Genomic DNA, 12560 nt, shown 5'->3' on the forward strand with positions numbered 1-12560 from the left:
TCAAAAAATAAATATTTTTAGAATTTCTCTAAAAATGGTACACTGAGCAATAGTAACTTAAATAAAGTTAAAAAAGAGGAGTAATTGGTTTATGACAAGTAAAATGAATGTAGAAAGTTTCAACTTAGATCATACAAAAGTCAAAGCACCTTACGTTAGATTAGCGGATAAAAAAATTGGATCGAATGGCGATAAAATTTTAAAATATGATATCCGTTTTTCACAACCAAATAAAGAGCATATGGATATGATGAGTCTCCACTCTTTAGAGCATTTAACGGCTGAACTGATTCGTAACCATGCAGATTATATCATTGACTTTGGTCCTATGGGATGCCAAACTGGTTTCTATCTAACGGTCATTAATCATGAGAATTACAATGAAATTTTAGACGTGTTACAAAAAACAATGGAGGATATTTTAGTGGCTACTGAGGTTCCAGCAAGCAACGAAACGCAATGCGGTTGGGCAGCTAATCACACTCTAGAGGGTGCACAAAAATTAGCCAAAGATTTCTTAGCAAAACGCAATGAATGGCATATTGTATTTGCTTAATAATTCCATCTTATAAAAAAGGATCCAATACGCTCAAAGTCGTATTGGATCCTTTTATTGTTCTTAGATATGGATTTCTTTTATTTCATATACACTGTACGCTTGTCTATACAGCGGTAATAACTGTTTAAATGTATCGAGTATAAATCGTTGAGTCTCTTCCGGACTTATTAGGAGTGGATCTTCAGCCGAAATTTGTCTGCCAATTAAAAATTCTTCTTTTTTAATTGTCTGCCATCGAATTAACCCGTTCAATAAATCGGCTTCATGAATTGGTACTACTTGCTCTTTTGTATGGTCCCATGAAACAACATAATCATCAGGAACTTTGAATAATAGAGTTGGATCTTCAATTATTTGTAAAGCCATTTTTTCTTCATGTAAAGGATTATCAATAAAAGCCAACCAGATAAAGACATGCGTTTCATACAACCCTAATTGAAAATGAGGGTATTTTTTATAACCTCTATTGTCTCCTCCAATTGCCAGCCATGTATCTTTTGGAGGATTTTTTGTTCTTCTTATGTGCTGTGCAACATGGACAGGCAGACTTTTTATTTCTAGTTCAGCAGCTAATGCTTTGGCAAATTCTTGCCCTAATCTATGAAACTTCGGTTGGATTTGTTTTCGAATAGCTGACATTCTCGGTTCTAATCCTTCAATTGTAAATACAGCAAAATCAGCCTCAGTAAACGTACAATTTTCCATTTCTCACACTCCTAGAACTCAACCAGTATTACTCAATAGTTGTTCTCATTTCATCTATTATTAATTGCGTTAACTGGATCTTATCATCCGATAACTACCAAATGTCAAGCGTCAAATAACTATTTTTTCATCCCTAAAAGCAGCCGTTTACTGGATTAAAGGATATGCTGTTACTTCTAAAGAGACAATCTTGATCCCACTTATTTGAACGAACCGAAACCTTATTACTAATTCAGTCGCACATTTTATTCATTACTAGTGCCGATTGTATATAATTTTTTTATAAAAAGCAATAATTTTTATGCTTTTTTGTGTACAGTTGAGCAAATGAAAAAAGTTTTATTTTATAAAGGTTCATGCTATACTAAAAATTAATCTAACACATTATTTAGACCTATATTTGATTGCCAATTAATTACCAAAGGGGGCTTTTTAAATGGCTGACAGAGACACTCAAGACTATTTATCAAAAGGTATCTATGGAAATAAAAAAACGAACCCAGATGAAAGAAACAAGTATTTTGGTAGTCTTAGGGAACGCGTTTACTTATCTATGACCATTGAACAGCTTATCTCTAATGACTATCTTGAATCGCTGAAGAAAGAAATTCAACTTCATCCAAATCAACAATTACTATTAAACGGACAAGTTGATATGAATCTATTAAGTCCGTATATTAAATTAAGTCAAGAAAACGATTGTTCTTTTCGAATCGTATCCGATGAAGGAGCTCAGCGTAGTCCACTTGGTTTGATTTATGTTTCGACTGATGCTGTTAATGAAAAAACAGTTGATGTAGCGGTCAAGTATCCTCAGAATGCTCCTCAAAAAGAGGTAGAGGAAAAAGCTTCATTATTCAAAAAATTATTTTTTTGATCTAAAAGACGGAAAAAGCTAACTGTTTTTCATTTAGCTTTTTCGCTTTGGGCTCTATTTTCGTGATACAGAATTTGATTTGACTTCCATTCAAAATTTGCCACCCGTTCGCCACCCGTAAAATTACTTTCACCTGTTTTTACAAATCCTAACTTTTTTAAAATATGTTGTGATTTTTTATGATACAAATAAGTTTTGGCTCTCACTACCTTGATTTTTTCAGAATCTAGCCAATTTAAAAAAGCTTGCGCTCCTTCCGTTGCATACCCTTTTCCTGCGTAGGCCTCCACTACCCCGTAACCTAATTCTGCTTCCCACGTTAGTTCTGGAGTGCCTTGCGCGCTCACCTCTCCTATAATTTTATTTTCAGATTTTAGTACAATTAGATGGGTCCATTTTTCTTTGATTCTGTCGTCTTTTACTGATTCCAATACATAAGGTAAATAAAAGAAAAACTCTACACCAGGCCATTCTTCTGCAACATGGTATCCAGATACTTCGCTTAATCTGTCATCACCAATAAGTGTGGCTTCAATATATGACAATTGATAAGGTATAAGTAGTAGGCGTTCTGTCTCTAATATATTCACCGCTAACAGCCTCTTTCCTGCTAATTTAAAATAAACTGTACATAATAATTATACTTTACCTCTTTATTCTAAAATGATTCCGTTCTTATAGCAACCTTGTTATTCTATTTTTGAAAACTAATTTACTCAAATAAAAAAATACATTTAATTTTATTCGGTCTCATGATAAGCTTGTCTCGTCTTTTTATTTTCCAAAAAAAATTAAGTGAGGTTTTAATATGAAAGTAATTGAAACAAGAGATGCACAATTAATGGCTAGCTTAGGAAATATCATGCAAGACCACCACAAAAAACTGTATCCTGAGTTTTTCAAACCTTATAACGAGAAAGAGATCATGCATCATTTTCAAGAAACATTTAAAAATCCAAAACAACAAATCTTTCTTTGGGTCGATGATCAAAAAGACCCTGAGCAAATTGCAGCTTATCTATGGTTAGAAGAAGAAACTGTACCTGAAACGGTATATCGTTATGGATACACTCGATTGTACTTACACCATGTCTTGATCATGCCTGCATATCAAGGCAGAGGTTTGAGTAAAGTGATTTTGAAGTTTGCTGATAATTTTGCAAAAGAACAGGATATTACACAGATGGAACTTCACTACTGGTCTCAAAATGAAATCGCAAAAAATCTTTACCCTCAATTAGGCTATGAGGTTTATACTGAAATAGCTTATAAACAATTAGAAAATCATTCCCCAATTTTTTGACCGTAAATCAAAAGGAAGAAACATAGCTAAAACACTGTGTTTCTTCCTTTTGATTTATTTGATTTAATGGATCAAACTAAATTTTCAACTAACTCCTTTACCATTTCGCCAGATTTCTTACCTGCTTCAATGATGAATTCGTCAAAACTCACTCCTGCTTCTTCGTCTGCTACATCAGACATAGCTCTTACGATAACAAAGGGCTTGTTGAACTGGTAACAAACTTGAGCAATCGCTGCCCCTTCCATTTCAGAGGCTAACGCATCTGGAAAATTATGTTTGATTCGTTGAACAATTTTTTTATCAGCAACAAAAGAATCACTCGTAACAATCAATCCTTCAACTGTTTTCAATCCTACTTTTCTCGCTGCTTCCTTGGTTTGCTCTAAGAGAACACTGTCTGCTTGATAGCGAGCTGGCATCTGTGGAACCTGCCCAATGACATAATCAAAAACGGTTGCATCAACGTCATGGTAGGCTAGTTCAGTTGAAATAACGACATCTCCTACAGCTAGCCCTTCGCCAATTCCTCCAGCAGATCCAGTATTGATAATGGCATCTACTTCATATTTAGCTATTAATAAGGTTGCTGAAATTGCTGAGTTCACTTTGCCTATACCGGACTGGACTAAAATTACTTCGATTTGCTCAATTTTACCCGACGTAAATGAGGCATTTGCCTCCACCCACTCATTTTTATCTCTCATACTATTCTTTAGTACCGTTATTTCCTCTTGCATAGCACCAATAATTCCAATTTTCATCATTCAATTCCTCTCTAATCTAAAAAATAAATACAATTGCTAAAACAATAATCAGTAACACCGTTACAACTAGAATGATTTTATCCAACTTACGCCCTCTGTTACGAATTTTATCATTTTCACTTTTACGGCTTTTCGTAACAATACCTTCTTTTTCTAATTTCTTTTGGTATTCGCGCTCTACTTGTTCTCGTTCTTTATCTCTTTCCTTTTGTTTTTTCTCTTCTAATTGGTTATCTTTTCTAATCTCTGCTCTAGTTTTTAAATTCATCTAGCGAAAATCATCCCTTCTAATTCTTTGTGGCTAACTTCAATTTCCAAGCAATAAGAGCATATACTGTTTTCGCATCATAAATCAAGTGTTTTTCATAGGCTTCCCATGCTTCATCAAAAGTTAAACAGACTAGTTCGATAAACTCATCTTCATCTTGAGCAAGAGGAGTTTCTACTCTCGTTAGTCCACGAGCCACATAAATATAAATCAATTCATTGGCAAAGCCCGGGGAAGTATAAAAAGAAGTTTCTAGTTCAAATGATTCCGCATGAAATCCCGTTTCTTCTTCAAGCTCTCTTTTCCCAGTTTCTAAAGGACTCTTATCTGTCAAATCAATTTTCCCAGCAGGTATTTCTAATAGTACTTGTTCAACTGCTTTTCGGTATTGTTTAACAAAAATCATTTTCTCATCGGCTGTGATGGCCATAATGGCTACTGCACCGGGATGTTTGACCAGCTCTCTGGTGGAAGTTTCTCCATTAGGTAATTGAACGTCATCTACTACAAAATCAATTAAATTCCCTTTATAAATAATCTTACTAGAAAGTGTTTTTTCTTCAAAATCCATTAAAATTCCTCCTTGTATGATTTATACTTTTGTCTTATCATACCTTTCATCTTCTCTTTTTTCAATTAGGGCTATGTTCTGCAATTTTTATCCATCCACATTATAATTTACTATTAAGAATTTATCCGTATCTATTGCTATTTCCACCTCAATAGTTTTAGCAAGAAATCATTCTTAGGTCTGATAGGAGTTTTACAGTTATTTATGCTAAAATAAGGTTAAGGAAATAAGGTTAAGGAAATAAATTTAACAATTATTAAAAAAATAAATTAATGGAGTGGATTGTATGAAAAAAAACATGAAAAATATAGGAGATATCCTTTATTACACTTTAATAGGTATGACTACTATTTTAATTTTCGTTGTCGTTTACTTTATCTTTAATTTTGAGTTTTTCTGGTCACTAGTCATCAGTCTTGGAACAGGAGCGTTCTTTATTTATAAACAATCGCTAAATGAAGATTCTGATTCTTCTAAAAAATTAAATCGATTATCTGCTGAAAAAGAAGCCTTTTATAAATCTAAAGGGATGAAAAAAGAAGAAATACAATTTTTCAGAGAAACTATGCATACCGCTAAATTAAAATTACTACGTTTAGAAAAGAATTTAAACAGTATTTCTAAACTTGAAGCAATTGAAAAACGAAATAATACCATTCAATTGTCCAAGTCTTTATTTAAAGGCATCACAGAAGAACCTAATCGTTTGCATGAAGTAAATAAATTTTTATATGTACACCTTCCCTCTTTAACCGATCTAACAGAGAAGTACTTGGAGATCAGCAGGCATGAAGTTAAAAATAAATCTACCTTTGATATACTTGACGAAAGTGCCTCTACGATCGATGAAATGTGTCAGTTGATTGTTGAAGATTATGTTCTTTTTAAATCTGATGATTTTGAAGATATGGCCATTGAGGTAGAACTTGCAAAGAAAGCTATTGAACGCGATAATGGAAATACACAATCAATTGAATCAGAAGAATTATAATCTTTAAGGAGATGGTAAGATGGATAAAGAAAACGAAACGCTAAATCAACCTTCTGAAGTTAAAGAAGTCGACTCTGAATTAGAAAATTTATTAGCTAATCCATTTGGAGATGTATTGGCAAATGCTCCTGTATTACAAAAACAAGAACAAATAGAAAAAGAAATGATTCAAACAGAACTGGTGCCCCGCTTAATTGATAGTTTAACAAAAGAACGGCAAGAGCAGGCTAAATCTTTAGCTGAACAAATAGATGTAACGAATGCCCAGTCAGTCATGATGTATGGCTCAGCTGCCCAACAAAAACTTGGCGAATTTTCTCATTCCATGTTAAATCATGTTCAAAACCAAGATACTGGAGAAATTGGCGATACCTTAAATGATCTAATGTACCGATTACAAGAGGCTAATCCAGAAGATTTACGGGCTGAAGACAGCAATGTTTTCAAAAAATTATTTGGTCGTGTAAAAAAATCAATTTATGAAATGACGGCAAAATATCAAAAAATCGGTGCTCAAATAGATAAAATATCTGTAAAATTAGATAAAGAAAAAGCTGGTTTATTAAACGATAATCTAATGTTAGAACAGCTCTACAATAAGAATAAAGATTATTTTGATGCATTAAATATTTATATTGCCGCTGGTGAACTAAAAATTGATGAATTGCTTAATAGCCTTATTCCAGAAGCTGTAAAAAAAGCCGAAACTAGTACAAACCAAATGGATGTACAAATCGTAAATGATTTAAATCAATTTTTAGATCGTTTAGAAAAACGGACGCATGATTTAAAACTTGCACGTCAAATGACCATTCAGCAAGCCCCGCAGATTCGTTTGATTCAAAATACTAATCAAGCTTTAGCAGAAAAAATTCAGTCTTCTATAAACATGGCTATTCCTCTATGGAAAAATCAAATTGCGATTGCTCTTACTCTGCTTCGTCAAAAAGATGCGGTTACTGCTCAAAGACAAGTATCTGAAACAACAAATGATTTAATGAAGAAAAACTCTGAAATGTTGAAAATTTCTTCTATCGAAACGGCAAAAGAAAATGAACGTGGCATCATTGACATTGAAACCTTACAACAAACGCAAAATGATTTAATTGAAACGCTGCAAGAAACCTTACAGATCCAGCAAGATGGACGGATCAAACGGAAGGAAGCCGAAAGAGAATTATCGATCATGGAAACTTCTTTACGCGATAAATTATTAGAACTTACAACAGACAAACAGTGAAACTAAAAAATATCTGGACGATAAAATGGTACCTTTCATTTTATCGTCCAGATATTTTTTTGATAGCGAGTTTACTTATTGAGAGACTTAGAACTGCCAAAAACAAAAAAAACATCATGCGGTTTGCAAGCGTCAAGCCACACCTATTCCTCTACAAATTTAAAAGGTAAGTATTCTACCTAATCTAGCAACACTAAAAATATTTGACCCACTTTTTATACCTTTAGTAAAAAGAGCGTATCGTTTGATATGTGAACGATTTGTGACTATACTAATAAGTGTAGTAAAGAAAAACATTTTTTTGAAGGAGGAAAAGAATATGGGATTTATTTGGTCATTAATTGTAGGTGGAATTTTAGGAGCTGTCGCAGGTATGATAGTTGGTAAAGATGTACCAGGCGGTATCATCGGAAATATCATTGTCGGTTTTATTGGATCATGGATCGGTAGTTCGTTATTAAGCGACTTCGGACCTGTTATTGGTGGTTTTGCGATTATTCCAGCATTAATCGGGGCTATTGTTTTAATTTTTATCTTCTCACTTATTATTGGAAGACGTAAAGGTTAATTAAAAGTAATACTAAAACGGCTCAAGAAAGAAATTTCTTGGGCTGTTTTTTTTGTCATCATATACCTTAGAATGCTAATCTTAGACAGCTTAACTCTGTTTAAGGATAGTTATAGGTAAATAGCCTCAGAGGTTCTATTATCGTCTTTAGCTCTCTTTCAATATTAGTGTAATACACCCCTAACTTCTTTAGAATAGTACAGCAGCTTTATTTTGGATGAAAATTCCACTTTTATATTTAAAATAAAAAAGTGCAGATGAATTTCTTCATCCACACCCCCAAACTATCTGACCGTTCTTTTGAATTTACCTTTTATTTCACTCTTCTTCTTGATCGAATTGACTATTATAAAGATCAGCATAAAAACCATTTTTTTCCAGTAGAACATCATGGTTTCCACTTTCTACTACATCTCCGTCTTTCATAACAATAATCAAATCTGCATTTTTAATTGTCGATAAACGATGTGCAATAACGAAAGACGTTCTTCCACTCATTAAATGATCCATAGCATTTTGAATAACAAGTTCAGTACGTGTATCAACTGAACTTGTTGCCTCATCTAAAATCAACAATGGTGCATCTGCTACTAGTGCACGAGCAATCGTCATTAATTGTTTTTGTCCAGCAGACAAACTTGTTGTATCATCAAGAACAGTATCATAACCGTGCGGTAAGGTTTGAATAAAGTGATGCACTCCGACAGCTTTACAAGCATTGATCACTGTTTCCTCACTTACACCTTGCTTACTGTAGACAATATTTTCTCTAACTGTTCCTTCAAATAACCAAGTCTCTTGCAACACCATACAGAATTGTTCATGCAAAGCACCACGTGTTACACTCGAAATTTTCATTCCATCAATATATATTTCTCCACTGTTTACTTCATAGAAACGCATTAATAAATTTACTAAGGTTGTTTTTCCTGCACCTGTAGGACCAACAATAGCAATTTTTTGACCCGCCTTAGCCTCCAATGAGAAGTCTTTGATGATTTTTTTCCCTGGATCATAACCAAATGTAACATGTTTAAATGTTACATCTCCTTTAACTTTACCTAATGAAGTCGCTTTTTCAGATTCTGCTTCTAATTCTTCTTCTTCTAATAAATCGAAAACGCGTTCACTTGCCGCTGCAGCCGATTGTAAGCTTGTAAAAGCTTGTGCAATTTGTGATAGCGGTTGTGTAAAGAAACGGATATACAGCATGAATGCTACAATTACACCAAAGGTAATGTAGTCATTAAATGCCAGATAGGCCCCGACTACACAGACAACTACATATCCAAAATTCCCAATAAAGCTCATTAAGGGCATCATTAATCCTGAAACGTATTGAGACTTCCAAGCACTGTCAAATAGTGTATTATTGATTTCATTAAATTCATTAATAGCTGATTCTTCACCATTAAATGCTTTTACGATATTATGCCCAGTGTAGATTTCTTCAACATGGCCATTTAATTCACCCAAACTCTTTTGCTGTTGTCTGAAAAACTTTTGTGATTGTTTGATGATGAGGATCATTAAAATAAATCCTATAGCCGTTGATAGAACAGCGGAAATCGCCATTAGTACATTTGTATAGAACATCATGATCAATGAACCACTGAATAAACTGATTGCCGTAACTAATTGACCTAAACTTTGATTTAACGTTTGACCAATCGTATCAATATCATTTGTCACGCGACTTAAAATATCTCCGTGATTATTGCTATCAAAGTACCGGAGTGGCAAACGATTTATTTTGGTCGAAATATCTGTACGCAATTGTTTAGTCACTTTTTGGGTTACTGTTGCCATGATAAATCCTTGGAAATAAGATAAAATAAAGCCAATAATATAAAGCACGACTAGAAATAAACCTATCCTTTTTATCTTCTCTAAATCAATTTCTCCAGTGATTCCTGAGGTGATGATATCAGTAATTTCACTAAGGCGGTTAGGACCAACTAAGTTGAATACTGTGCCGAAAACCGCAAAAATAATTGCTACTATAATGTACCAAATATATATTTTGCAGTAATTGGCTAATTTACCAATAGATTCTTTGAAATTATCTGGTTTTTTCCCTACCAATGGTCTATCGGATAAAGCTCTCATTTGTTTACTCACCTGCTAATTCCTCCTTAGAAAGTTGAGAATAAGCGATGTCTTGATAGACTTCACATGTTTGCATCAATTCTTGATGTGTACCAATTCCAACAATTTCGCCTTCTTCTAAAACAATAATTTTATCTGCATCACGAATCGTACCTATCCGTTGGGCAACAATTAGTTTTGTCGTATCTGCTAATTCTGTATTTAAAGCTGCACGCAAAATTCGGTCTGTTTTAAAATCTAATGCTGAAAATGAATCATCGAACACTAAAATTTCTGGTTTGCGTGAAATAGCACGAGAAATGGCTAAACGTTGGCGTTGGCCGCCAGATACATTGCTACCTGATTGAGAAATTGAGGCATCATAGCTGCCTTCCATCTTTTCAACGAAGTCTTTGCTTTGTGCAATTTCAATTGCCTTTTTCATGTCAGCATCTGCCACCTCGTGACCAGTATCACCATAACTAACATTCGAGCGAACTGTTCCACTAAATAAGAATGCTTTTTGCGGAACAAAGCCGATCAAAGAACGAAGCGTTTTTTGTGTATACTCTTTAATGTTATGACCATTGATCACTATTTCGCCCTTTGTTACATCGAAGAATCGGGGAATCAAATTGACCAAAGTACTTTTTCCGCTACCAGTAGACCCGATAAAAGCAACTGTTTCACCTCTATTTGCAGTAAAGGATATATTTTTTAATACCGCTTCCGCAGCGTCGGGGTATTGGAAAGTGACATTCTTAAATTCAACGGTTCCTTTTTGAGTACTTGCTGCTTGGGTTAATGTTCCATCACTGATCATTGCTTTTGTATCCAATACTTCCATGATACGTCCAGCTGATACAGAAGCACGTGGTAAGATGATAAATACAAATGTTAACATCATAAATGAAATAACTACTTGAACTGCATATGCAGAGAACACAACCATATCACTGAACAAAGTAATGCGTTCTAAAGCACTTGTTTGATTTAGTAGTTGGACGTCATTGATTAAGTAAGCGCCTATCCAATAAATAGATAAACTTAATCCACTCATAATAAGGGTCATTCCTGGCCCCATAACAGACATAATTCTAGTAATGAATAAATTTGTATTGGTTAATTTAATATTAGCCTTTGCAAATTTTTCTTCTTCAAACTCTTCTGCATTATATGCACGGATAACGCGTAACCCCGTTAAGTTTTCGCGTGTAACACGATTTAAATCATCAGTTAAGCTTTGAATTATCTTGAATTTAGGTATAGCAAATATCACAACAATTCCTATGATCACTAATAAAAGAGCTACTGCACCGGCTGTTGAGAGCGTCCACTCCCAAGATTTGTCTACAATTTTTGTGATTGCCCAAACAGCCATAATAGGGGCTTTAATTAATACTTGCAAGCCAAGTGACATAGCCATTTGTATTTGCGTGACATCATTTGAAGAACGGGTAATCAAACTTGCCGTAGAAAAACGATTGATTTCTTCCATCGAAAATCCTTCAACTTTTGTAAATACTTCTGCTCTTAGTGTACGCGAAAGACCAGCAGCTACCTTTGAAACGAAAAACACGGTTATAAAAGATGCCGCTAAACTACCTACCGCACATAACATCATGTATCCGCCATTTTTGAAGATATCTTGCATTTCTGACCCTGGTATTTGAATAAGTTGAGTGATTTTTGACATATACTCTGGTAATTCCAAATCCAGATAGACTTGAGTAACGATAAATAGGATACTAAATAAAATCATTATCCATTCTTTTCGTTTTAAATATTTAAGTGTTTTTAACATGATCGTTCTCCTCTATCCCTATAAATAAATCTTAATCTATGTCTTTCAACATGTTCTGTTGCATTTTATCAAGCGTTGCAAAAAACTGTTCAATTTCTTCTTCAGTCAAACCCTCCGACAATAAATTTTCAATTCTTTGGAATTCTTTGCTCACTTCTTCAACCAAACTTTTACCTTTTTTTGATAATTGCAATTTTTTTACTCTTGCATCTCGTTCAATGGAAACACGCTCAATCAAACCCTTTTCTTCCATATTTTTCAGCATTTTTGAAGTAGTAGATCGACGCATCGAAAATTTTTTCTCAATATCTTTTTGACATATCTCTTCATCTTTGAATTTATTTAAATATCCAAGGATCATTGCATGCATCTTAGTTATAGGAAAACCTTTATCTTCAATTTTTCTAGATTCGATATTTCTATGAATAAAATTCGTTAGCTTACGTATTTCCATTCCAATTTCTTTTTTATTACACTCTTCATCAAAAAAAATTTACCTCACCTCTATCTTTTGCTTTATTTTAATAACTATTCAATAAACGATTTATCGTTAGCATGCTAACTATATTATCTTATTACTAATTTTAAGTCAATAGAAAATGGCGGATTTTATAATGAAGTTAGCCACCGCTAACTAAAAAAAACGCCACGTGAATTTCATGTTATATTGAAGTTACCACTAACTCTCAATAGACAAGGATGAATTCACATGACGCAAACTAAGAATAACATAGATTCACGTAAGGGAAAACACCTTTCTTATGCCGAACGCTGCCAAATCGAGGTTCTAAAAAAGGAAGACTATTCAAACCGAAAAAA

At 33.8% G+C, this 12560-nt stretch carries 14 protein-coding genes and 1 pseudogene; 7 read left to right on the forward strand and 8 right to left on the reverse strand.

All coding sequences use genetic code 11. The features are described 5' to 3' along the window. Positions 1–91: 91 nt before the first annotated feature. On the forward strand, positions 92–556 hold the full coding sequence (locus tag J7E16_RS03760; RefSeq protein WP_034548248.1) for an S-ribosylhomocysteine lyase: 465 nt from the start codon (positions 92–94) through the stop codon (positions 554–556). A gap of 63 nt (positions 557–619) precedes the next feature. Here J7E16_RS03760 and J7E16_RS03765 read toward each other — a convergent pair whose 3' ends face one another. Next, positions 620–1264 (reverse strand): YktB family protein, encoded by a 645-nt coding sequence (locus tag J7E16_RS03765; RefSeq protein WP_214888795.1) that lies wholly within the window; start codon positions 1262–1264, stop codon positions 620–622. 436 nt (positions 1265–1700) lie between these two features. Between J7E16_RS03765 and J7E16_RS03770 the strand changes: the two genes are divergently transcribed. Next, positions 1701–2141: a YueI family protein gene (locus tag J7E16_RS03770; protein ID WP_214888798.1), complete on the forward strand. Its 441-nt coding sequence runs from the start codon at positions 1701–1703 to the stop codon at positions 2139–2141. A 29-nt stretch (positions 2142–2170) separates the two neighbouring features. On the opposite strand, the gene J7E16_RS03775 is transcribed toward J7E16_RS03770, so the two are convergent. Further along, entirely contained in the window at positions 2171–2731 is a 561-nt protein-coding gene (locus J7E16_RS03775; protein ID WP_353049851.1) for a GNAT family N-acetyltransferase, read from the reverse strand. A gap of 218 nt (positions 2732–2949) precedes the next feature. On the opposite strand from J7E16_RS03775, the gene J7E16_RS03780 reads away from it, so the two are divergent. Beyond that, complete coding sequence (locus J7E16_RS03780; RefSeq protein WP_214888801.1) at positions 2950–3444, forward strand: GNAT family N-acetyltransferase; 495 nt, start codon at positions 2950–2952, stop codon at positions 3442–3444. A 71-nt stretch (positions 3445–3515) separates the two neighbouring features. Here the strand turns inward: J7E16_RS03780 and J7E16_RS03785 are convergent, their stop codons facing one another. From J7E16_RS03785 to J7E16_RS03795, 3 genes are read right to left on the reverse strand one after another with little or no spacing between them, the layout of a single operon-like run. After that, a complete protein-coding gene (locus tag J7E16_RS03785) occupies positions 3516–4208 on the reverse strand; it encodes a 5'-methylthioadenosine/adenosylhomocysteine nucleosidase (RefSeq protein WP_214888876.1) in 693 nt (230 codons plus the stop codon). A 19-nt stretch (positions 4209–4227) separates the two neighbouring features. Then, positions 4228–4479: a cell wall synthase accessory phosphoprotein MacP gene (macP, locus tag J7E16_RS03790; protein WP_034548240.1), complete on the reverse strand. Its 252-nt coding sequence runs from the start codon at positions 4477–4479 to the stop codon at positions 4228–4230. A gap of 19 nt (positions 4480–4498) precedes the next feature. After that, entirely contained in the window at positions 4499–5050 is a 552-nt protein-coding gene (locus tag J7E16_RS03795) for an NUDIX domain-containing protein (protein WP_214888804.1), read from the reverse strand. A gap of 286 nt (positions 5051–5336) precedes the next feature. Between J7E16_RS03795 and J7E16_RS03800 the strand changes: the two genes are divergently transcribed. From J7E16_RS03800 to J7E16_RS03810, 3 genes are all read left to right on the forward strand, one after another. Next, positions 5337–6041, forward strand: a complete 705-nt coding sequence (locus J7E16_RS03800) for a 5-bromo-4-chloroindolyl phosphate hydrolysis family protein (RefSeq protein ID WP_214888807.1) — start codon at positions 5337–5339, stop codon at positions 6039–6041. A 19-nt stretch (positions 6042–6060) separates the two neighbouring features. Next, on the forward strand, positions 6061–7281 hold the full coding sequence (locus tag J7E16_RS03805) for a toxic anion resistance protein (protein ID WP_214888810.1): 1221 nt from the start codon (positions 6061–6063) through the stop codon (positions 7279–7281). A gap of 319 nt (positions 7282–7600) precedes the next feature. Continuing rightward, the gene (locus J7E16_RS03810) at positions 7601–7849 is read left to right on the forward strand and encodes a GlsB/YeaQ/YmgE family stress response membrane protein (RefSeq protein ID WP_034548235.1); all 249 of its coding nucleotides are present in this window, start codon (positions 7601–7603) and stop codon (positions 7847–7849) included. A 318-nt stretch (positions 7850–8167) separates the two neighbouring features. Here J7E16_RS03810 and J7E16_RS03815 read toward each other — a convergent pair whose 3' ends face one another. Genes J7E16_RS03815 through J7E16_RS03825 form a run of 3 tightly spaced genes read right to left on the reverse strand, consistent with a single transcriptional unit; the run spans position 8168 to position 12195 of the window. Beyond that, positions 8168–9958: an ABC transporter ATP-binding protein gene (locus J7E16_RS03815; protein WP_214888877.1), complete on the reverse strand. Its 1791-nt coding sequence runs from the start codon at positions 9956–9958 to the stop codon at positions 8168–8170. Positions 9959–9962: 4 nt separating this feature from the next. Further along, positions 9963–11741 carry an ABC transporter ATP-binding protein gene (locus tag J7E16_RS03820; RefSeq protein WP_214888813.1) on the reverse strand — a complete coding sequence of 593 codons (1779 nt, stop codon included), beginning with the start codon at positions 11739–11741 and terminating at the stop codon, positions 9963–9965. A 31-nt stretch (positions 11742–11772) separates the two neighbouring features. Further along, the gene (locus J7E16_RS03825; RefSeq protein WP_214888816.1) at positions 11773–12195 is read right to left on the reverse strand and encodes a MarR family winged helix-turn-helix transcriptional regulator; all 423 of its coding nucleotides are present in this window, start codon (positions 12193–12195) and stop codon (positions 11773–11775) included. 255 nt (positions 12196–12450) lie between these two features. Between J7E16_RS03825 and J7E16_RS11615 the strand changes: the two are divergent. Further along, a pseudogene (locus J7E16_RS11615) lies at positions 12451–12560 on the forward strand (IS30 family transposase); the annotation flags it as partial.

The organism is Carnobacterium sp. ISL-102 (genome assembly GCF_018612935.1).
GTDB classification, from domain to species: domain Bacteria; phylum Bacillota; class Bacilli; order Lactobacillales; family Carnobacteriaceae; genus Carnobacterium_B; species Carnobacterium_B alterfunditum.